Genomic DNA, 21636 nt, shown 5'->3' with positions numbered 1-21636 from the left:
TTCAGAACAGCAGAAACGCGATCGAAGAGGCGGACAGCAGGGCCAGTGTTCGTTGGAGTGCCCTGCCGCGCAGGACTTGCGACATCACGAGGCCGAATACGGCCCAGATCGAGTTGCACGGGAAGAAAATGATCCCGAGCGTGAGCGACAGGAGCGTTGCGTCGACGTACAGGTTGCTGGTCAAGGGCACGAACGTTGACGTCGCGCTGGCGCCGAGCAGCCAGATTTTCGGATTCAGAATCTGGAGCAGCGCGGCCTCACCGAACGTGATGGGATGCTCGATCGAGAGATTCCCGGCATGCGTCGGCTGCGACGTGTACAGCTTGTAGGCCAGGTACAGGATGTACGCGGTGCCCACCACCTTCAGCGCCGGGTGCAGCAACGGGTATCGGCTCAGCACGCTGGACAGCCCGAGCGCGATGACCATGAACAGGACGAATACGCCAACCGAAATGCCGGTCAACGACGGCAGCGTGCGTCGATACCCGAACTGCGCGCAGTTGGCGGTCGTCATCAGGTTGTTCGGCCCCGGAGAGATGATCAGCGGGATCGAGAACAGTCCGATCTGGAGCAACTTGGCGACAAGCGCGGCGTCGACGTTCATCTAGCCTCTCACCTTGTCGCGATTCGCGCCTGCCGCTGTGCGCCGTCGGCGAATTGCGCCGAGGTGATGGGCAAGCTCGACGAGCGGGCCGCGGTCGCGCATGCGGTAGGTCGAGCCGACGTCCGGTTGCGGTTCGCTGTGCCACGTCGCGAGATCGGCGTTCTGCTTCAAGCGGGCGACGAGACTGTCCACTGCGGCTCGTTCGGCGCGCGAATAGAGCGTTTCCGAATTGTCGCCGTCGGAGAACCGGACTGAATGACGGCTGATGATGGCGCCCGTATCGAGGCCGGCGGACACGCGATGAATCGTCGTGCTCAGCTTGTCGAATTCGCCGTGATGCAGTGCGAAGAAGAAGCAGTGATTGCCCCGGTAGTACGGCAGGTGACCGCCGTGGATGTTGATGATGCGCCCGGGCGGTACGAGCGACAGCAACGCCTCGCCGATCTTCTTGGTGCCCATCACGATATAGACGTCGGACATGTCCTCGCGCAGTGCGTCGAGCACGCTCGTGTCGTTGATCCACGACGTTTCCAGATATCGAACACCGGCGTGACGTCGAAGTGCGTCCCAGGTTCGCAGTTCGTCGTCGCGAAGAAAATAGCGGCGGCGGTACGCGTCGTATCCTGATAGTCTGCGTCGCCATTCGTGATAGCGAGTCCACAGATACGCACGATAGTTGCCGTTGCGAAACAGGCGAGATGCCTGTTCGCGCCCGGGCTCGACGATGACGCGAACGCGTCCGAACGCGGTAACAAGCTCCGCGGCGAGATAGAGATGATGCGGACCGTCCGAACAGAGCAACGTGACGTTGGTCATGCGAGCACACTCATGAAGCGGCGATCGAGCGCCTGTTGTGTCGCAGCGGTGCGGGACTCGCAGGATCGCTGGCGCCGGCGCTGATCCAGCAGGCGCGTGGCGAGTACTGCTACCGCCGCGTGCGTGTTCCGCGTCGATGGCCCACCGCCGCCGTCGAGCGCGTCGAACACGTTTGCACTTTCCAGCCGGGCATGAACGCGGTCGAGCATCGCTGCCGCCGTGGCGTCGAGCGAATCCGACGTGGCGCCGGGCACGCCGGACAGTGCGCGTCCGACCGCCGCATGGGCATCCCTGAATGATGCCGCGCGTTGCTGCACGAGCGATTCCGCGACGAGCGTCGCGCCTGCATTCCCGATTTCGATCGCGCGGCGTGCGGCGTCGGCGTCGAATCGGATCTCGTTCATCGCATAGACGAGCACCCTCAGCATGTCGATGACGAGTCCGCTCATCTCGGCGACCGTTTCGACCGCGGTGCGGCTGGCCTGATACGAGTTGCCGGTCGGCAGATGCGATAGCGACGACAGTGCCGCGGCGCAATGTCCGACGATGCGGTCGTGACCGAGACGCAGCCATTCGAGCAAGTACGGGTTGCGTTTCTGCGGCATGTTGGACGAGCCGCCGTACATGCCGTCCGGCAATGTGACGAGCCCGATTTCGCGCATCGACCAGAGCTGCAGGTCGGTCGCGATACGGTTCAGATTGCCGCTCAGCTCCGCCAGCAGGCACACGCAGCGCAGTGCCGGATTCTTGTCGGTGATCGCGCTCAGCGAATTGAGCGGGCCTGCCGAGAAACCCAGCAGGGTCGCCGTGCATTGCGGGTCGGTGGCGAACGTCGTGCCCGCGCCGGCGCATGCGCCGAGCGGGGAAACCGTGAGGCCGTCGCGCAGCGAAGAGAGCGCGTCAAGCGTGCCGAGCAGTATTTCGCACTGCGCGACGAGGTAATGCCCGGCCGATCCGGGCATCGCGGTCTGGTACTGGCTATAGATCGGCAGCAGGATGTCGGCCGAATCGGCGGCGCGTCGCATGAGCGCCGTGCCGAGATCGACGGCCTGGCCCGTGACGTGCGATAGCGCCTGGCGAATGGTCAGCAGAAGGTGCGTGCCGTTGATGTCGTTGCGTGAGCGCGCCGCCTGAATCATGCCTCCGGTGTCCCGTCCGCAGCGGCTGATCACATACTGTTCGTAATCGAAGTAGTCGCCGCGTCCGGAAACGTGTTCGAGCAACAGCGCCGGATTCGCTTCGAGTGCCATGACCGCATCGCGCAGCGAGTCGAACTGCTCGGCGTTCAGGATCGATCGTTCTCGCAACATGATCAGATGGGCTTTTTCGATCGCGAGAAGATGGGTCTTGAGCTTGCCGAAGCACGCGGGCGTACGTTCGTAGACGATGTCGTGAATCGTGTCGCGGTTCGGCACCGCCCGATCCGGTTCGTCGTAAAGCACGCGTGAACGCCTCCGGAGCGACAGCGCCTGCCGGAGCACCGAAGCAGCGCTTCGGCCGAACGAAATGACGTAACCGGCGCGATCGGAGAAGTCGAACTTGCCGGCGTTGACGCCTGCTTCGCGAAACAGGCCGGCGTCGGCGCAGTCGTCCGGAAAATCGATGCCGACATAGCGGCGCCCGACTTCCGGCACGACGAACGCGACCGCGCTATGCAACGCGGGCGTCGGCACGACGAACTGGCTGCGGCGCGCAAGATGGCTGCGCACGTATAGATCCGCGATCGACCATCCGTATGCACGCTCCATCAAGCGGGGAATCATCCCGCCGGCAAGGCGCGCGTTGATTTCGATGACGGTGATCGTGCCGTCGTGAACTTTCAGTTCCGTGTGCGCGGGACCGAATGCATAGCCGACCGCATCGAGTGCGCGACGTACCGTATCGACGATGCGGGCATGGGTGGCTGCATCGAGGTCCGCCGGCAGGACGTGCGCGAGTTCGAGAAAATGCGGCGGCTTGGTCACGAACTTGCGCGTGACCGCAAGCACATGATGGCCGTCGGCATCGCTGAACGATTCGACCGAGAACTCCGTTCCCGGAATGAAGCGCTGGCAGATGAGCGCGCCATCGGACGCATCCGGAAAATCCGGCTCGTGTTCGACGAGGCGCACGCCGATGCTGCCCGTGCCTTGCCTCGGCTTCACGATGACCGGATAGGTCAGATTGTGCGCCGCCTCCGCGGAATCGATCGCAGCGGTATACGGGTACGGGACGCCGTGGTCGCGCAACACATCCTGCAGTCGCAGCTTGTCTCGACACAGCGCGACCGTGGCGCCCGGATTGCCGGGCAAGCCGAGCCGCTCGGACAATCGTGCCGCGTTCTCGATGAATGCATCGCTCGTCGATACGACGTAACGCACGTTGGCGATTTCACCGACGACACGCTCGAGTGCATCGACCGATTGCGTGTCGCAATCGATCACGCGAACGCCGGGCGGCAACCGATCGATAAACGCGTAGCGCGCACGGTCGCGCACGAGGAAGCAGGTTTCATCGTAGTGCAACGACGCGTCGAGCAGCATCTGCCCGAACCCCGTGGTGTTTGATTCGATGTAGATGATCGCCATGATTCACTGAAACCTGTGGATGTCCGAGCGATTCCAGTTCATCCACGCCCATTCCGTCTCCGCATCGTAAGCCGTCGGGTGCCCGATCTCGATCGGACGAAGTCGATCGTATGCGGGACTGTCGGGATGCGCGGTGAAGGTCGAGCCGACGTAGCGGGAACCGTCGTCGGGGCTCAGGAAGACGATCGGCGTATCCGGACATCTGTCGCGCACGGATCGGACGACCGCGTAGGCGGCGCCGGTGGTCGGCCCGCGGAAATGTCCGGTGGACGCATAGAGCTTGCGCGTGAAATGATCGGCAAGCTCCGCGCTGACCCAATGTACTTCGTCGAACAACGCATGCTTCAGGTTTCCGGGCATGATCGTGTTGCCGAGACCACGCAGTTTGCGCGGGCCGTCGACCTGGCCGAACAGGACGCTGTTGAAGGTGTCGACGCCGACGAGCGTGCAGTCGGCGCCTGCCGCGCGCAGCGACGTCGCCATGCCGCAGCTCGAGCCGCCGGAGCCGACCGGCGCGACGAGAGTCAGGCGGGGGCCGATCCGGTCCAGCAGCTCGTGGGCGATGTTGGCGTAAGCGAGCGCGTTGTTCTCGTTGTCGTACTGGCGGCACCAGAACGCCCCTTTCTCGGCATCGAGAATTTCGTGCAGTCGATCGAGTCGCGCCTTCTGGTACCCCTGGCTGCCCTTTTTGTCCGTGACGATTTCCACTCTACCGCCCAGCATTTCGAGCTGGCGCTTGAATGTCGGATCGATCACGGGATCGCCGATCGCCACGAAGGGGTGGTTCAAGCGGTTGCACACGATGGCCATCCCGAGCGCGAAGTTGCCGCTCGATGTTTCCACGACCGTTCCGCCCGGCTGCAGTTCGCCGCGGGCGCGTGCCGTGCTGATGATGTAGTTGGCAGGCACGATTTTCATCGCCTTGAACGACACCATGTGCAGCGAACGCTCGATTGGAAACAGCACTGCGTCCTGCATCGCGTCGAGCGACGATTCGTATTGAAGCATGTACGTTTCCTATACCGTTGTGTATTGAGTGGATTCGATTCGAAGTGCGTGCAGTCGCTTCCGTGCATAAGCGGCCGCGTCGGCCGTATCGGCTGCGTTTGCGTCGTAGAGCAAGCCGACACACGTTCCCGAATGCGTCGCGGCGAGGCCGAGCGCGCCGGTCTCGGCGCTCAGCTTGCGCAGGACAGGGAGGTGCGGGTGAGGGTTGAATGCCTGCGACAGCTCGCAGCTTCGCGTCGCGATCTCGCCGAGCGCGTGCAGATCCGAGGTGCGGATCGCTGTTTTCATGCGCGCCAGCATGCTGCGGTATTCGTCACGCACTTCCGCGGGCGGATCGCGTTTCTTCCGGTTGAATTCGATCGTGTCGCATTCTCCGCCGCGATCCGCGCTGACGATCATGAGGGCAGGCGTCTTGCCAAGCTGCTCGTCGAGTTTTACCTCGCGGTGGTAGAACGAGACGATGCCGTCATACATCACGCCGTCCGTCGGTTCGATGAAACGGAGGATCGATTCGATCGTCTCGGGCGTCGGCGTCCGGCCGTATGCCGACGCGGCGGCACGGATCGACGCGACCATATCCGCCGACGAGCTCGCCAGTCCCTTGCCGACGGCGAACATCGACTTGAAATGCAGCATGCCGCCCGGCGGCAAGTCGTGAAGGCGCAGATAGTCCTGAACCGCGCGACACGCCTTGGTCTTGAACCCGACATCGACCGCGACATGATCCGAATGCGTGATCTCGAATTCGACGATGCTCTTCAGGTTGACCGGCAACGTGACCAGGAAGTGCCGGTCGTCCGGCAGCACGCCTTGCATCAGCTCGCCGAAGGTCCCGTGGCATTCGCCTTTGGGAAACGGCGACAGGTGTCCGTCGCTTCGTAGCGCGTCAGCTTGCTCTGAGAGAACGGCCATTTCTCCCCCTCGAAATGAAAAAATTTTGAGTGTCGAGCTGGAAGCATAGCGACGGCAGCTCTCCATCTTCTTTGCAAAAATTGCTCACTAGTATCGAAATATTGCTCCGGAACCGGGGCGCGGGGAGGGTGCCGGCGGCTTGGAAAGTAGCCTGGATTCGATCGGCCGGCCCCGCTCGCAACGCGGTGAAAAAGGCCGCCGGATTGTTGTCGCGAAAGGGTTTGCGGCCGCGTGAACGGCGCGGCATTCGGGCTCGCCGATCGGCGTGCCATTGCGTGGCGATGCGTGTCGAGTCGCGCGATCGCGCGATGGCCCGGCACTTTACGTGCGCGGTGGGGCCGGGATAGAGTATTTCCACGACGATGAGGATGTGTCGGGCAGGGAAACGCGGACCAACAGAATTGGAACCGACGTTCCCTCCTGGAGCCTGTTCCGCAGAACACGGCATCACGTGCCGCCGAAAAATCAATCGCGGCTTCTCCGAATTAAATGGAATCGATGGAATTCGAACGCTCGGTTCGAAAGCCGTTCTGTTGATTTGTCATCCTTATCAAGTTTGAAAAATCAATCAAACTATCCGGGAAACGTGAAATGGAAACGATGTTCGCTGGCCGGTTCATGACGTTCGACGGGCGGGACGTGAGCAGGAACATGACGCTGCGCGACGCCGTCGAATGCGTGCGCGATCGGGAAGTCGCCGCGGCACTGCTGGACGTGGTTGCGCCCGCCGACATCGATACGTGGTGGAACGATCGCGGCTTTCCCGATATGCGCGGCCACCAGTACCATCGCGCCCTGAATGCGACGGGCATCACGCTCGGCCAGTTGCAACGTTCAGGATCCGAAGCGCTGGTCAGCAATATTGCCGAGTATTTCGGGCACGCCGGCGTGGCGAATCTTCACATGCGCGAGACGCATTTCATTCAGCTGTTCATCAAGGAGTTGGGTGCGGAAACCCTGCGATTCGGCAACTGGAGTCAGTTCATGCTGGCCACGAAGCGTGAATATCCTCCCTTCGAAGGGGATCCGTTCAGCTTTGCGCCGCATTGCGATTGCATCGACTTCGGGCGCGAGGTGGAGCGTTGGCCATTTCGACTCAATCTCGAGCAGCTGGGTGCGTTCATCACGATCCAGAAGGCCGAGAACGAAGCGGGCTTCGTTCTGTGGAACATCCGCCCGGAATCGCGCCGTCAGCTGGACCAGTGGGCCGAGGAGTATGCGCAGCACAAGACGCTGGGCGTGCTCGAGGGCGTCGATGCGCTGACCGTGCGGCCGAAGAGTGGCCAGCTCTGCGTCTTCAACAGCCGCAATCTGCATGCGGTCGAGCGATGCTCGTCGCTGCGTCGCACGATCGGTACGTTCCTGGTGTATCACGAGGCGGGCTGGAAACTGCTGCACTAGTCAGGCCGACGTGCATCGTGTTCAGCCGATGGTCGTACGAGGCATCCCATTTCATTCGCAAACCCAGCATATGTACGAATCGTTCGTGACGGCGTCTGACGGAGAGCGGCTGCGAGTATTTCGCGGGGATTGGCGCGAAGCGAAACCGTTCTTGACGCTGATACTACCGTTCGGGCTTCGCCTCGATGCGGCCGGAACACTGTGCGCGATGCTGTCGGGCGAATTCAACGTGGTGACCTGGCAAGGTCGCTCGCTGTGCGATCAGCCGCCCGCCGAGCACGAAAGCGGGATGACGCCCGAAGTCCATGTTCAGGACATGTGCTCGGTGCTGGACGCGTTGGGCGTATGCAAGACGGATGTGGTCGGATTCTGTTCGGGTGCCGGCATCGCACTCGTCGCCGCGCGCATCGAAGGGCATCGAATCGATCGTCTCGCGCTGGTTTGCGGAGAGTACATGCTGAGTCCCGCGGTCTGCCCTCAATCGAATTTCCAGCGGGAAGTGGACAGTCTGCTGCCGTTGGCGGCGGAAAGCCTGAACTATGCGGCCGCGTTGTGCGAGAAGCTCACGGCGAGCCGGGTAGGGGTTCCCGCCAAGACCGAGTTCGACGAAGAAGTTCTCGTGCCGTTTTCATCGGCCGCTCGCCTGCATCGTCACGGGCTGAACTACCTGTCGTATCGCGGCACCGACTTCATGGCGCTCGCCGGCGAAGTCCCGCACCGCACGCGCGTGATTTCGACCGATGGCGACGAGCAGGTCTGCCCTGCCAGCTCGCGGGTCATTGCCGCGCTGTTGCGCAATGCCGAGCGACATGTCGTGGTGCCGGGAGACCACTACGAAATTCTGCGCGAAAAGAACGCCGTCAACGATTCGATCATCGAGTTCCTCGGTCGGCGGGAGGCCGTATGACGGCGTGCACCGTGGTTCGCGTCGGGCCGTCTTGCCGCCCGGAGACGAGCGTCTGCCTTGTGTCGACCTGGAGCCGGAGATGAGCATACTCGAGCGATTCGGACAGGTGGTCCGGCTTCATGCGACGCACACGGCGCTTGCCGCGCGAAGCGCGCGTTACACCTACGATCAGCTTGACGCGCTGTCCGATCGGTTGGCGGCCTGTCTCGACGGATTCGACGTGGCCGCCGGTTCGCCGGTTGTGCTGCTTCTGCCGCGCTCGCCCGGTGCGGTGATCGCGATGATCGGGGTGTTGAAGATCGGCGCCTATTACGTTCCGGTCGATCCGGCCGGTCCGACCGCGATAGTGAACGAGCATCTGCGGGAGCTCGGCGCGCGCGTCGTACTGACCTTGCCCGAATACGCCGCGCATCTGCAGCTCGATCCGGATCTCGAAGGCATCGTGCTCGTCGAGGTCGGTCGGGACGGGGTGTTGTGGACCCGGCATGACGTTCTCGACAGGCCTGCATGTTCGCGGGCGGTGGCGCCGGATTCGCCCGCCTACGCAATGTTTACCTCCGGCAGCACGGGCAGGCCGAAGGGCGTGCTCGTGCCGCATCAGGCGATCCGGCGGCTGGTCGTCGAGACGAACTACATCGAGCTGAATGCGCAAGATCGTGTGCTGCAAATGGCGCCGATTACGTTCGATGCGTCGACTTTCGAAATATGGGGCGCGTTGCTCAACGGTGCGACCTTGGTGGTCGAGGAATCGCCGGTGCTGGATCTGAATGCCATGGGCTGTCTCGTACGCGATGAACAGGTCACGGTCATGTGGTTGACGGCTGCACTTTTTCATCTCGTGGTTCGCAACCGCCTCCCGTTGATGGCGGGGCTTCGCGTGCTGCTGGCGGGCGGCGACGTGCTTCAGCCGGAGTCAGTCAGAACCGTGCTGTCCGCGTTCCCGTCGCTCACCGTGATCAATGGGTACGGGCCGACCGAAAACACGACCTTTACCTGCTGTCATGCGATGACGGCGGCTACGCCACCGGGCGCAACGGTACCCATCGGCAAGCCGATCACGGGTACCACCGTACGCGTACTCGACGAGAACGGGCGGCCGGTACGCCGAGGCGAGGCGGGCGTGCTGTATGCGGGCGGGATCGGCCTCGCGCTCGGCTATCTGAACGATCCGGAACGAACCCGTGCCGCTTTCGTCGACGATCCTGACGGTCAGGATCGGAAGCTGTATCGGACGGGTGATCTCGTTCGCGAACGTGACGACGGTACCTACGAATTCATCGGTCGTCTCGACAGGCAGGTGAAGATCCGCGGGTATCGCGTCTCGGTGGAACAGGTGCAGCAGGTGCTCGCGATGGCCGACGGTGTCGAGGACGCGATCGTCGAGGTCGGCCAGGACGAGCTGGGGGAGAAGCGGCTCGTCGCATTCGTACAGTCGCCCGGGGATCCTGCCAAGGTCAGGGCGGCGGTCCGACAGTATCTTCGGCAGCGTCTGGCGGGTTACATGATCCCCGACGTGATTGAAGTGCAAGCGGCGCTGCCGTTGACTGCCAACGGCAAGGTCAACAGGAAGCGTCTGATGAGTTCGCGGGAGACCCGCAACACTGGAGAGGAGCATGAGCGAATCGCTGCAGTTCAAGGAGCCCATTCGGAAACGGCTGGCGGGGTTGTTGAAGGATCGTGAGGTCGGCGACGACGACGATTTTTTTGATCTCGGCGCAAGTTCGCTGTCGATCGTCGAACTGCAAGTCAAGATCGAAGCGGATCTGGGGGTGACCGTACCCACGGCCAAGCTGATGCTGACGCCGACGCTGGCCGGCTGGGCCGAGCTTTATCGCGCGGCGGCCGTTGCTGCGACGGCCGTCGAGAAATAGCACGAAGTGACTCAATCAAGAGGACCGACATGACGCAGTTTTCATTGACTCCGGACGAACTCGCTCAATTCCGCGCACAGGGCTTCTTCGGGCCGTTTCGCGTGTACTCGCCCGAGGAGGCGCGCAAACGCTACAGGGCAATCCGGGCCGAGCTGTTCGACAGGGAATACGCGATCTACGACCTGCCGGCAACCAGCCCCATCGCCAATTACGATCGTCACCTGGACGTGAACCTGCTCAGCGAGCATATCGGCAAGCGTGAGATCGTCGATCGCGTGGCGGGCATGCTGGGCCCGGACCTGCTGTGCTGGCGATCGGAGATGTTTCCGAAGTATCCGGGCGACGAGGGTACGGACTGGCATCAGGCCGACACGTTCGCGCATGCGTCGGGCGAACCTCAGATCGTCTGGCCCGGGGACAGCCGGTTCGGCGGTGCCATCACCGCATGGACGGCATTTACCGACGCGACCGAGGAGAACGGTTGCCTTCGCTTCATCCCCGGCACGCACGAGGAGATGTTCTACGACGAGTCGAAGAAGATGGCCTACGACTCGTCGAAGATCAATAACCAGGAAAAGGACGGGATCAAGCGCGGCTTTTTCGGTTACGACTACCGCACCCTTCAGAAGGATCCGTCGTGGAAGCCGGACGAATCGCAGGCGGTGTCGATCAAGATGCAGGCAGGCGAGTGCGTGATCTTCTGGTCTACGCTGATGCATTCGTCGTTTCCGAATTCGACGACCGACACGACGCGACTTGGATACGCGAGCCGTTACGTTCCGACCGGTGTGAAGGTGTATCCGAATACGGATGTCGTTGAGGAGTACGGCAGTTCCATCTCGCTCGACAAATACGGCGTGGTCCTGGTGTCGGGAGAGGATCACTACGGGCATAACAAGCGTGTCCATAACAATGCGAGAGGGCAGGTGTTCGCCTTCGAGGGTCGCGGCTGACGGCCCGGCACGGGAAATATCCGGAGCGCCGCATCCTGCGGGATGGCAAGGACGGCGGCGTTCCGATCAATGCGACGGAGTGGACATGCAGACAACCAGGGCACTCGTGAAGCGCCTTTTTTCCGAATCGCTCGGTATCGAGCACATCGCTTCCGATGCGGATTTCTTTGTGCTCGGAGGTGGATCGCTGGCAGCGGCGGTGCTGGTGACGAAGGTCGAGCAGGCATGCGGCATCGAAGTATCGCTGCTGGACTTCATGAACCATTCGACGATCGATGGCTTCGCCGGTATCGTCGAACAGCGCCTGAGCAGCGTCGCATGAGCCACGCTACCTGCTCGCCGGCCCTCGCGGACGGAATGCGCGGCGCGGTCGATGCGGACGACGTCGAGATACATTACCTGAAGCGAGGCAGCGGCCCGTTGGTCATATGCTCGCATGGCTTTCCCGACAATGCCTTCACATTCCTGCCGCTGGTCGACGCACTGGCGGAAGCCGGCTTTACCGCGGTCGCTCCGTACCTGCGCGGGTATGCGCCGTCGGGCGCAGCGCCGGTGGATCAGTACCACACCTGCTATATGGCTCGCGACCTGATCGCGCTGATCGACGGGCTTGGCTTCGAGCACGCGATTCTGGTCGGACACGACTGGGGCGCGCAGGCGTCCATCGCGGCCTCGATCCTGTTTCCGGAGCGCGTGACGAAGCTCGTCGCACTGGGTTGGAGTCGTCCCGATGCCGCGCAGCGATTGCACTACGAATACCTGAAGGGAATCTGGCATACGTTCTTCTTCCAGTCGCCGTCGGCCGAGCAGGTACTGGCCCATGACGATTTCGCCTTCATCGAAGCGTGGTGGCGCGATGCTTCCCGAAACTGGGACGTGCCGCGAGACACGATCGAATCGGTGAAGCGCACGTTTCGCCAGCCGGGCGTGCTCGAGGCTGCGCTCGCGCAATATCGTTGCCGCCACGTCCCGTTGCGTGATCCGCAGCGTCATGCGGAGCAGGCACGCATCGTCGCCGGGCCGGTACCGGTGCCGACGCTTCTGATGCATGGCACGCACGATCGGGAAGGGCGCCTCGACGCCTTCGTCGGCGACGGCGTGCCGGGGTATTTCTCGGCGGCGCTGACACGCAAGGTCGTCGAGGGGGCAGGGCATTTCCTTCACCTTGAAAAGGCAGCCGAGGTGAATCGCTCGATCATCGACTTCATTCTGGCGCAATCATGAACCGGATTCATCTGTCGGATATCCACGTGGACGACTTCGCCGAGCAGGACATCGCCCCCTGTCTCGACTACTGGTATCGCTCGCCTTCGACCCTGATGGAGTCGATGAATGTCGATGTCGACAAGCTGCCGAGCGAGCGCCGGATGCGGGAGCTGCTGACGATTCTGGTGCGATGGAACCGCAGCGGTGCCGCACCTGCGCCGATCCTGGCGATCCGGCACATGGGCCGCGCAATCGGCGTACATGAACTGACGCATCTCAGCCCGGGATGCAGCGCCGTCATGCATGCTCATATCTGGCAGTCCCGGTATCGCGGCATCGGCATCGGGTCGGTTTCGTATCCGGCGGCCATGCGCATTTTCTTCGACCGATTCGCGCTGAAATGCATCCGCTTCGAAACACCGATCGACAATCTCTCGGCGCAAAGCGTCAAGCGCAAGCTCGGGATCGAGCCGCAGGGTGAGGGCACCATCGATATGCCGATGCTTCGGACTCCGGTAAAAACGATCAGCTATCGCGTGCTGCGCAACGAACTGGAAGATATCGAGAAATTCGTCAACCCGATCGCAGGTTGACCGCGAATCACGATCAACGCCCGCTGCCTCCCGGCAGCCATTGCAATCCTATCCGTCACGAGGCACTTCATGTCGTTTGCTCTTTCATCAGGAATCGACCAATTCAAACCACTGGCGGTCGCTGCGTATATTCTCGCGTTGTCGATTACGCCGGGCCCGAACAACGTCATGCTTGCTGCTTCGGGGGCGAACTTCGGATTCGTGCGCACGTTGCCCCATCTGCTGGGCATTACGGTGGGCGCGACCGTTCTGGTGATGCTGAGCGCAACGGGGCTCGGGGTCGTCTTCATCGAGTATCCGGCGGCGAGACTGACGTTGTTCGTGATTGGCGCGCTCTATCTGGCGTACCTCGCCTACAAGATTGCGAACGCCGGGCGGCCCGCCGCGAAAGAGGCGGAAACGAAGCCGTTTTCGTTCGTTCAGGCCGCCATGTTCCAGTTCGTCAATCCCAAGACCTGGCTCATGGCCGCGAACCTGATCGTTCTGTTCTCGGTCGATGGCCAGGGATTCGTTTCATCCGTGATCGGCATCTGCATCCTGATGATCGTGATCAATTTCCCGGCGGTGTCGGTGTGGGCGGCGCTGGGCGTCGGCATGCAGACCCTGTTGCAGACCGAGCGCGCGCGCGTGATCTACAACCGCACGATGGCGCTGCTGCTGCTGGCGTGCGTGCCGTTGCTGTTCTGGAAATAAGCTCGATCGAGCGCATTCGCCATGCCGGAAATCGTCAAGTCGAGCCGCGGTCTCGTGTCTTTTTCCGCGCACGGGAAACCTGACGCGCGGATTTATTGCCTGCCCTACGCGGGCGGCAGTGCCTCTATTTTTGCCGGTTGGCGGCAGGCGCTGCCGGCGAACCTCGAGGTGTGCGCGATCGAGTTGCCCGGGCGGGGGGGCCGGTTTTCTGAACCCGCGCTGACGCACATGGATGCCGTCGTCGATGAGCTGGTTCGTGTCGTCGGCGACCGCGCGGACATTCCTTTCGCGCTGTTCGGCCACAGCATGGGGGCCGTCATCGCGGTCGAGCTGGCACGTCGGCTCGTCGACTTGGGACGTCGTCCGACCGCACTCGTCGCGTCCGCATGTGCCGCGCCGCACCTGCCGCTGCGCCGCGAGCACGTGCTGCACATCCTTCCGCGCGATGCGTTGATCGACGCGTTGATACGCCTCAACGGGTTGCCGGCCGTCGCGCTCGAGCGCAGAGACTTCATCGACACCTTCATGCCGACCATCCGTGCCGATCTGCAGTGCCGGGAAACGTGGCGCAGTACGCCGCGCGACCTGGGCATACCGATCCACGTGCTCGCCGGGAAGGACGACGAACTGGTGTCGGAAGCGGATGCGCTGGCGTGGCAGGTATTCACGTCGGCGCAATTTTCGATCACGCGCTTCGACGGTGGGCATTTTTTCATTCAATCGGCAATGCGGGCCGTACTGGATCACCTGGCCACGATCGTCCTGCGGTCGCTGCAGCCTTGTCACGGCAGCCCGGCTTCGCCCGCACGCGTCACGTGCGCCCTCAATCACGACAGAGGCATGAAGTGACTCATTTTGAAAACTGGCAGATCAGGAAACCCGTGGTTTCGGCTTCCGGCGGCATCGTTGTCAGTCAGCACTACAAGGCATCACGCATCGGGGCAGCGGTGCTGGAGGAGGGCGGTAACGCCATCGACGCGGCGATCGCCGCGAGCTTTGCAATCGGTGTGCTTGAACCCTGGCAAAGCGGCTTGGGCGGCGTGGGGCATATGGTCGTCGCGCCGGCCGACGGAACCGCATTCAACATCGACTTCGCGGCGAAGGCCCCGTTGGCGCTCGAGCCCGACGACTATCGCCTGACCGGAGAATCCGCACGGGGCATGTTCGGGTGGCCCGCGGTCGTCGACGATCGAAATCTCGAAGGCCCGTTTTCAATCGGTGTGCCGGGGCAGGTCGCCGGCATGACGCTGGCCCACCGTGAGTTCGGTTCGCTCCCGTGGCGGCGGCTCGTGGAGCCGGCGGTTCGCTGTGCCCGCGAGGGGCTCGAAGTCGATTGGTATCTGACCTTGAAGGTGGCGTCGGCTGCCCCGGGGCTCGCACGTTATCCGGCGAGCGCGGCATGCTATCTGCCCGGTGGGCACGTGCCCGCGTCGGACTGGTCCGGCGCCGCCCCGCCCATCATGCTCGAGCATCAGGCCGCCACGCTGGAGGCGCTTGCCGAACGGGGCGGCGAGGATTTTTACCGCGGCGCGCTTGCCCGCCGGATCGCTGCCGATTTCGCGGCGGTGGGATCGCGCCTGTGCATCGACGATCTGGCCGCCTATGGCGCGGAGATCAAGCAGATCGAAGCACTGTGCTACCGGGATGCGACCATCCTGACCTCATCGGAACTGACCGCGGGGCCGGCGCTGGCCTGCGCGCTATCGCTGTTCGCACGGCAACCGGCCGGCGACGACATGGCGGTTCCGGACGCGCGATTCTTTTCGCGCATTGCCGACGCGCTGGCGCAGACCTATGCCGAGCGTATCGGCGCCGGGGCGCCCACGGACGACGCACGACGCGGTACGTGCACGACGCATATCAGTGTCGTCGACCGACATGGCAACGCGGTCGCGTTGACACAGACGTTATTGTCGATGTTTGGCTCGAAAGTGACGTTGCCGCAAACCGGCATCGTCACGAACAATGCCGTCATGTGGTTCGATCCCCGGCCGGGGAACGCCAACTCGATCAAGCCCGGTGCGGTGCCGCTGTCGAACATGTGCCCGACGGTGATCCGGCGAGCGAGTGGCGACGTGCTTGCGCTGGGCGCGTCGGGTGGTCGACGGATCATGCCGGCCGTCATGCAGCTCATTGCGTATCTGGTCGATTGCGGCATGTCGGTCGAGGACGCGATTCACTTCCCGCGCCTGGACGTGAGCGGCGACCCGTGGGTCACGGTCGACGAGCGTATCGAAGCATCGGTCGTGAATGCGATCGGCGCGACGCACGAGGTTCGGCGCGCGGCCAACCTGATCGCGCCGAATCTGTTCGGTTGCCCTAACGTCGTACTGCGCCATGCGGAAACCCGACAGCTGACGGGCGGTGCGTTCGTCTCGTCGCCATGGTCGGCGGCAGCGGCGGAGCGCGACACACGTCGGGACCGCCACGATCCAGTTCATGATTGATCACGCCATGCATGCAGAATTCAACTATCTGACCGGTATTTTGAACGCACCCGTCTACGACGTCGCGGTCAAGACGCCGCTCGAATGCCTGTCCCGGCTTTCCGAGCGTTTCGGCAGTCGTGTGTTGCTCAAGCGCGAGGACATGCAGCCGAGTTTCAGCTTCAAGGTGCGGGGTGCCTACACGCTGATGGCACGGCTGTCGAGCGACGCGCTCGCGCGCGGGGTGGTGACCGCTTCGGCCGGCAATCACGCGCAAGGCGTGGCGCTCGCGGCGCACACGCTGGGCTGCAAGGCCAGCGTGTTCATGCCTCACACGACGCCTGCGATCAAGGTGCAGGCCGTGAAGCGCTACGGTGCCGAGGTGGTGCTGTGCGGTGACAATTTCGACGACGCGTGCGATGCCGCGCTGTCCTGCGCGAACGATCGAAAGCGTACTTTCGTGCCACCGTTCGACCATCCTCATGTGATTGCGGGTCAGGGCACCGTCGGGATGGAGATTCTGCAGCAGACGACCCAGCTCGATGCGATTTTCGTGCCGATCGGCGGCGGAGGGCTGGCCGCCGGCATTTGCGCGTACGTCAAGCGCGTGAAGCCGCAGATCAGGATTTTCGGCGTGGAGCCGAACGATGCCGACAGCATGAGTCAGGCGCTCGCCGGCGGCGCGCCGGTGCGGCTCGCACACGTCGGTCGCTTTTGCGACGGTGTGGCGGTACGCCAGGTCGGGGCGCACAGTTTCGCGTTGTGCAAGCAGTATCTGGACGGCATCGTGCTGGTGAACAACGACGAAGTCTGCGCGGCGATCAAGGACGTCTTCGTCGATACCCGCTCGATTCTCGAACCGTCGGGCGCACTGGCGCTCGCCGGATTGAAGGCCTGGCAGCAGCGCGAACAGCTGCAGGGGGCGACGCTGGTTGCGATTGCGTCCGGGGCCAACATGAATTTCGATCAGCTGCGCTATATCGCCGAGCGCTCGACGATCGGTGAACACCGGGAGGTGCGTCTTGCCGTATCGATCGCCGAGCGTCCCGGGAGTTTTCGCGCACTCATCGAGCAGCTCGGCGAGCGTGTCGTGACGGCATTCGACTACCGCCGCACGACCGGACGCGAAGCGCAGGTTTTTGTGGGGGTGCAGACGCCGGGTGCCGAGGAGGCGCAAAGCATCATTCACGACCTGGAAACGGCTGGCTACCGGGCCACGGATCTTGGCGGCAGTACGTTGTGGAAGACGTATGGCCATCAGCTCGTCGGCGCGGACGCATGGCATCTCGAGCAGGAAAAGCTCTTTCAGGTGATGTTTCCGGAGCGCCGCGGCGCGTTGCTGGAGTTCCTGCTGACACTCGACGATGCGTGGGATATCAGCCTGTTCCACTATCGTAACGAAGGGTTCGACTACGGGCGGGTGCTGATCGGGATTCGATGCGATCGCGCCGATTCGTCCCGGCTGACCCGTGCGCTGGAAGCGACGAATTTCGAGTTCAGCGAACAGACCGATGCGCGGCCGTATCTGGCATCGCTTCATCATCCGGAATACTGATAAAAAGCGGCTAACACGTCGTTCGAGGCTACGTTGAATACTCACCAATTGATCACGATGTGTTTTTACGCGGTTCTGGTGCTGGTTGTCCCGGGGCCGACCAACACGTTGCTGTTTTCATCGGGCATCAGTGTCGGCCTGGCGCGAACGCTGCCGCTCGTGCTGGCCGAGGCGGCAGGCTATGTCATCGCCATCTCCGTGTGGGGATTTTCGCTACTGACGTTCGCCGCGGCGCATCCTCACGTCCTGACCGTGATCAAGGTCGCATGTTCGTCGTACCTGCTGTTGCTGGCGGTCAACATGTGGACGCAGGGCCGGATGGAAGAGGACAAACTCGCGAAGGTCGTGACGTGGCGGAACCTGTTCGTCGCCACGCTGTTGAATCCGAAGGCCTTTCTGCTGGCCAGCACGGCGTTTCCATTGCAGGCGTTTCATGATGCCGGCAACGGGGTCGTGGCATTCGGTGCGTTTCTGCTGGTGCTCGTGCCCATCGGGACGGGCTGGGCCAGCCTGGGGCGCGTGACGAGCGTCCTGGCATCCGGGCCGCGGCATATTACGACGCTGCTTCGTTCTGCGTCGATGCTGCTGGTGTTGTTTTCCGGAACCCTGCTGTATTCACTCGTCAAATGAGCGTCCGGTGACCGTGCCGCTCGCCATTGAGGGGGCGGCCTTTGCGGGTGCAGATGTCCCGGATACGCTCCCGCAATCCGCGAGCGCTCGCGTCAAGGCTTTCGACTGATGCACTGCCTGACGTCGGTATCGACGGAGCGCTGCGCCGGCGTTAGCGTGCGCGTTGTCCCCCCGCCGGCTGGATCAGCCAGGCCCTCGGTCGACATCGGGTTGGTGACATCGTCGACCTTGCCATCGAGCGCCGCACCCATTCCAGCATTGACCTCACACCGGAAGCAATTTTCTTTTTGATGGTGCCGGCACGCGGCAGGACGTCGAGTCCTGTGGCATGTCGCAGTTGGGTAAAACAGTGCACCTGGATCCGGGCCTTTCGCTCGACCCGGTGTGTGCTGGGCAAGGTGAGTCGCGACGAATTGCGGCACCAGGGGCCACGGCATTGCCGGTTGGTGTGTCGCTTGGGTCGACTGTTTTGGAGGGGTGTAGTCGACTGCCATGACAGGATTCGCCGCGATGTGACCGTGTGCCCGCATCCACTGCATGACGGCTGCATGCGTTGACGAGTACGGCAGGCTGTAACAGTCTTCGTCAGCCAGATCGGGCGTAGGGCGTCTGCACAAGTCGCCCGGGCCAATCGCGTCGAGCTTCCGATTGCCGAGCCTGGGAAAGACATCGCCTTCCAGGCCGCTGATCCAGTGAATTGCATGCTTTTTACTCGTTCACCCGGGCTCACGTTCGTCGTGGACTTGGCGGGCGGCTTGCTCGAACGCAAGGGCCGCCGCAACACTGGCGCCTCTTGATCCCGATTGCGCGGGTCGATGCGGTCTGCGCCGCTCAGTAGTCCGGTCACTTTTCCGTCGAAGCAGGGTTTGTCGGGTGGTTTGAGCGTTTTGGCTTGTTTGTCGGTTAGCATCGGTTTCAGGCCCATCACATCGCCCATCGGAAATCACTGGATAGGGTGGAATTCTGTCAGCGTAAAATGGACAGGTTGATGATGCAAATTATTGATTTGTTTAGAGATAGTTGGAATTCGATAGATGTTCTTGGACAGTAATTTGGCAGAAGTGACCGAATCCGTTTCCTCGCCTCGCTCCCGTTCCAATCGTTCGTCGGCCCGTTCGCGCCCGCGCTCGGCTGCTGCCGCGGGCAGTACGTCCGCGAGGGCGACGGTGCGGTCCGGCAATGCGCCGGCCGGCGACGCGTCGCGAGACGAACGGACGCTCGACCTGTTCGGCGATCCGGTGCTCGAGCCGGGCGAGCGCGTGCCGGCTGCGGCGCGTGACGAAGCGGGCGCGCAAGCCGAGGCGGCAGTCGATGTCGCGGACGATGTGGCGTCCGGGCGGCAGGCTGCGCTGGACGGGTTCAGTGCGCCGGATGGGCTGGCCGCGGCAGGACATGTGGAAGCAGCGGAAGGTGCAGTGACGCCTGAAGTCGCGACGGTAACGCATGGCGTTTCGTCGCCTGAAGGTGGTGGTGACGCAAACGTTGACGTCGTGCCGGCTTCTGGCGCGGCTGCGATGACGGCGGTCGATATTCCCCTGGCCGATGGCGTTGCAACGAAAGCCGCCGACATGCCTGCGGGCGATGGCGCCGCAACGGTGGCGACCAAGCTGCAAGCAACCGATGGTGTTGAGGCGAAGTCGACCGGATCTCAAGCGGCTGATGGTGAAGTCGAGAAGGCTGTTGTTGTTGCTGCTGCCGCCGCCGTTAAATCCCGCGAAGGGCGATCCTCCGGTGACGCCGCGAAGGAACGCCGTGCGTCGTCGGGCGGCAAACGCCGGACGGCTGCCGGTGCAAGCGAAGCGACAACGGAGCAATCCGCGCCGGTCGTGTCGAGCGTTGGCACGGTGCCGGAGGCGGCCGGGGCGAGCCCGGTGACGACGGTCGAGCCGCAGACGTCGGCGCAGCCGGCCAAGCCGGTGATTGCCGCCAACACGGCCAACACGGCCAACACGGCCAACACCGCGAAGGCCCATGACGCCGTGTCGCGGGTCGACGCCACCGTATCCCCCGTTACGCAGCCGCTGGCTTCCGCTGCCTCCTTTGTCACGAAGCCGTCGGCGGAGCGCACGCAACCGGCCGCGCCGGCCTTCGATCCGGATACGCACCTGCGCCCGCTGACCGACCGACTGGCCGCACTGCAGGCCGATGTGGACGGCTTGACGCGTACGGCCGATCGCGAGATGCGCCGCGTCAATCGCCTGCTGCTGGCGTTGGCCGTCGTCGTGCTGGCCGGACTCGTCGCGCTGGTGATGCAGACGCGGCAGATCGCGCACCTGAAGCAGGACGTCGCCACGAAGCAGCAGCGGATCGATCGCCTTGCGGCCGATCTGTCGACGCAGCAGGCAACGCTGATGACGCTCGAGGAGCATCACGAAGCGCTTCTGTCGCAGGTCGACCGGCTTCAGCGCAACGCGAACCGCGAAGCGGCCGTCGCGAAGCGCGCTCGCCGCACGCGTTAATTGTTTCGACCCTATCCTGGGAGCCAGATGAAGCAAGGATCGTCGTGATGTATCGGCGATCGGCCGTCATGCGCATGCGGCAAACTGATGCTGTGCGCTGGCAGAGTTCAGGGAAAACCCTTAGAATGGAGTCCATCTAAGGGAAAACCCTAGCCACATCTGTCAGGAGTCTCACATGAGCTTCATCCTCGCCCTGCTGCAAAAGATCGACGACCTTTTCGTGTCCCCGCACCTGCCGCTCGACGCCGAATACTCGTACGCTGCGCGTCGTGCCGAGGCCGAGCGCGTGCGCCGTGCGCACCTCGTGCCTATCGTCCTGTACCGTCGCTGATTCGCTGATTCGCTGATTCGCTGATTCGCTGATTCGCTGATTCGCTGATTCGCTGATTCGCTGATTCGCTGATTCGCTGATTCGCTGTCAGCGCGGCGCACCAGCCTGTCCGCTTTCCGCCGCCGCATCGCGCGCCGGCGCGACCGTCCCGCTACACTGGAAGTCCGATTCCGTACACGGTGACCGGGCCATGCTGCAGATGCGGCCGATGACGGCCAGCGAATTCCACGCGTACCGCACGCGAGCCATCGACGGCTACGCGAGCGATCTCGTTTCATCCGGACAAAATGCTGTCGAAGACGCGGCCAGCCGGGCGCGCGCCTGTTTCGACACGCTGCTGCCGGACGGCCTGCGTACCTCCGGCCAGACCCTCGTCGTGCTCATCGACGGCGCCAGCGGCGACGCGGTGGGCGACCTCTGGTATGCGATCGTGCCTGAAGGGCCGAACCGCACGCTGTTCATCTACGACCTCGACATCGCCCCGTCCCGGCGCCGCCAGGGTTGGGCCACGCGTACGCTCGAGGCGCTCGATGCCGAGGCACGCCGGTACGGCGTCACCGAGATCGGGCTGTCGGTGTTCAATCACAACGCGGCGGCCCGTGCGCTGTATCGTGCGTGCGGCTTCGCGCCGATCACGACGACCTTGATCAAGCCAGTCATTTCGGACTGAAGCCACCGGCCGGCGCCGCGTCGTCGTGCGCTGG

The 21636-nt window shown here is 63.1% G+C and carries 21 protein-coding genes; 16 read left to right on the top strand and 5 right to left on the bottom strand.

Features of this window, described 5'->3' with window-relative positions:
• Position 1: 1 nt before the first annotated feature.
• From QZM35_RS25065 to QZM35_RS25045, 5 genes are all read right to left on the bottom strand, one after another.
• Complete coding sequence (locus QZM35_RS25065; protein ID WP_301777006.1) at positions 2-604, bottom strand: LysE family translocator; 603 nt, start codon at positions 602-604, stop codon at positions 2-4.
• Positions 605-1420 (bottom strand): formyl transferase, encoded by an 816-nt coding sequence (locus QZM35_RS25060; protein WP_301777005.1) that lies wholly within the window; start codon positions 1418-1420, stop codon positions 605-607.
• Positions 1417-3987, bottom strand: a complete 2571-nt coding sequence (locus tag QZM35_RS25055; RefSeq protein WP_089433466.1) for a lyase family protein — start codon at positions 3985-3987, stop codon at positions 1417-1419. The genes QZM35_RS25060 and QZM35_RS25055 overlap by 4 nt, the downstream gene beginning before the upstream one ends.
• Positions 3988-3990: 3 nt before the next feature.
• Complete coding sequence (locus tag QZM35_RS25050) at positions 3991-4923, bottom strand: PLP-dependent cysteine synthase family protein (protein ID WP_367620794.1); 933 nt, start codon at positions 4921-4923, stop codon at positions 3991-3993.
• Positions 4924-5004: 81 nt separating this feature from the next.
• The gene (locus tag QZM35_RS25045; RefSeq protein WP_254600225.1) at positions 5005-5973 is read right to left on the bottom strand and encodes a GHMP kinase; all 969 of its coding nucleotides are present in this window, start codon (positions 5971-5973) and stop codon (positions 5005-5007) included.
• Positions 5974-6498: 525 nt separating this feature from the next.
• Here QZM35_RS25045 and QZM35_RS25040 point away from each other — a divergent pair.
• The 16 genes from QZM35_RS25040 to QZM35_RS24965 all read left to right on the top strand — a co-directional run bounded on the left by QZM35_RS25040 (position 6499) and on the right by QZM35_RS24965 (position 21602).
• The gene (locus tag QZM35_RS25040) at positions 6499-7308 is read left to right on the top strand and encodes a hypothetical protein (protein WP_089428860.1); all 810 of its coding nucleotides are present in this window, start codon (positions 6499-6501) and stop codon (positions 7306-7308) included.
• A 70-nt stretch (positions 7309-7378) separates the two neighbouring features.
• Positions 7379-8215: an alpha/beta fold hydrolase gene (locus QZM35_RS25035; protein WP_174974002.1), complete on the top strand. Its 837-nt coding sequence runs from the start codon at positions 7379-7381 to the stop codon at positions 8213-8215.
• A 79-nt stretch (positions 8216-8294) separates the two neighbouring features.
• The gene (locus QZM35_RS25030) at positions 8295-9896 is read left to right on the top strand and encodes an amino acid adenylation domain-containing protein (protein WP_301777004.1); all 1602 of its coding nucleotides are present in this window, start codon (positions 8295-8297) and stop codon (positions 9894-9896) included.
• Positions 9829-10086 carry an acyl carrier protein gene (locus tag QZM35_RS25025; protein WP_089428863.1) on the top strand — a complete coding sequence of 86 codons (258 nt, stop codon included), beginning with the start codon at positions 9829-9831 and terminating at the stop codon, positions 10084-10086. The genes QZM35_RS25030 and QZM35_RS25025 overlap by 68 nt, the downstream gene beginning before the upstream one ends.
• Before the next feature lie 29 nt (positions 10087-10115).
• The gene (locus QZM35_RS25020) at positions 10116-11039 is read left to right on the top strand and encodes a chlorinating enzyme (protein WP_089428864.1); all 924 of its coding nucleotides are present in this window, start codon (positions 10116-10118) and stop codon (positions 11037-11039) included.
• A 106-nt stretch (positions 11040-11145) separates the two neighbouring features.
• Complete coding sequence (locus tag QZM35_RS25015) at positions 11146-11361, top strand: phosphopantetheine-binding protein (RefSeq protein WP_242808564.1); 216 nt, start codon at positions 11146-11148, stop codon at positions 11359-11361.
• Between the two features lie 35 nt (positions 11362-11396).
• Positions 11397-12263: an alpha/beta fold hydrolase gene (locus QZM35_RS25010; protein ID WP_256976940.1), complete on the top strand. Its 867-nt coding sequence runs from the start codon at positions 11397-11399 to the stop codon at positions 12261-12263.
• Positions 12260-12838 (top strand): GNAT family protein, encoded by a 579-nt coding sequence (locus QZM35_RS25005; protein WP_089433463.1) that lies wholly within the window; start codon positions 12260-12262, stop codon positions 12836-12838. Before QZM35_RS25010 ends, QZM35_RS25005 begins: the two co-directional genes overlap by 4 nt.
• A gap of 69 nt (positions 12839-12907) precedes the next feature.
• Positions 12908-13531, top strand: a complete 624-nt coding sequence (locus QZM35_RS25000) for a LysE family translocator (protein ID WP_301777003.1) — start codon at positions 12908-12910, stop codon at positions 13529-13531.
• A 21-nt stretch (positions 13532-13552) separates the two neighbouring features.
• On the top strand, positions 13553-14380 hold the full coding sequence (locus QZM35_RS24995; RefSeq protein WP_301777002.1) for a thioesterase II family protein: 828 nt from the start codon (positions 13553-13555) through the stop codon (positions 14378-14380).
• Complete coding sequence (locus tag QZM35_RS24990) at positions 14377-15978, top strand: gamma-glutamyltransferase family protein (protein WP_089428870.1); 1602 nt, start codon at positions 14377-14379, stop codon at positions 15976-15978. Before QZM35_RS24995 ends, QZM35_RS24990 begins: the two co-directional genes overlap by 4 nt.
• On the top strand, positions 15971-17512 hold the full coding sequence (gene ilvA / locus QZM35_RS24985; protein WP_301777001.1) for a threonine ammonia-lyase, biosynthetic: 1542 nt from the start codon (positions 15971-15973) through the stop codon (positions 17510-17512). Before QZM35_RS24990 ends, ilvA begins: the two co-directional genes overlap by 8 nt.
• Positions 17513-17569: 57 nt before the next feature.
• Positions 17570-18142, top strand: coding sequence for a LysE family translocator (locus tag QZM35_RS24980; protein WP_301777067.1), 573 nt, complete (start codon positions 17570-17572; stop codon positions 18140-18142).
• 1061 nt (positions 18143-19203) lie between these two features.
• Entirely contained in the window at positions 19204-20601 is a 1398-nt protein-coding gene (locus tag QZM35_RS24975) for a flagellar hook-length control protein FliK (RefSeq protein WP_301777066.1), read from the top strand.
• Between the two features lie 175 nt (positions 20602-20776).
• Positions 20777-20932 (top strand): hypothetical protein, encoded by a 156-nt coding sequence (locus QZM35_RS24970; protein ID WP_006481665.1) that lies wholly within the window; start codon positions 20777-20779, stop codon positions 20930-20932.
• 190 nt (positions 20933-21122) lie between these two features.
• A complete protein-coding gene (locus QZM35_RS24965; RefSeq protein WP_071333859.1) occupies positions 21123-21602 on the top strand; it encodes a GNAT family N-acetyltransferase in 480 nt (159 codons plus the stop codon).
• The last annotated feature ends 34 nt before the right edge of the window (positions 21603-21636 follow it).

The organism is Burkholderia sp. AU45274, assembly GCF_030482505.1.
Lineage (GTDB): Bacteria > Pseudomonadota > Gammaproteobacteria > Burkholderiales > Burkholderiaceae > Burkholderia.
This window is presented reverse-complemented; position numbering and strand designations above follow the sequence as displayed.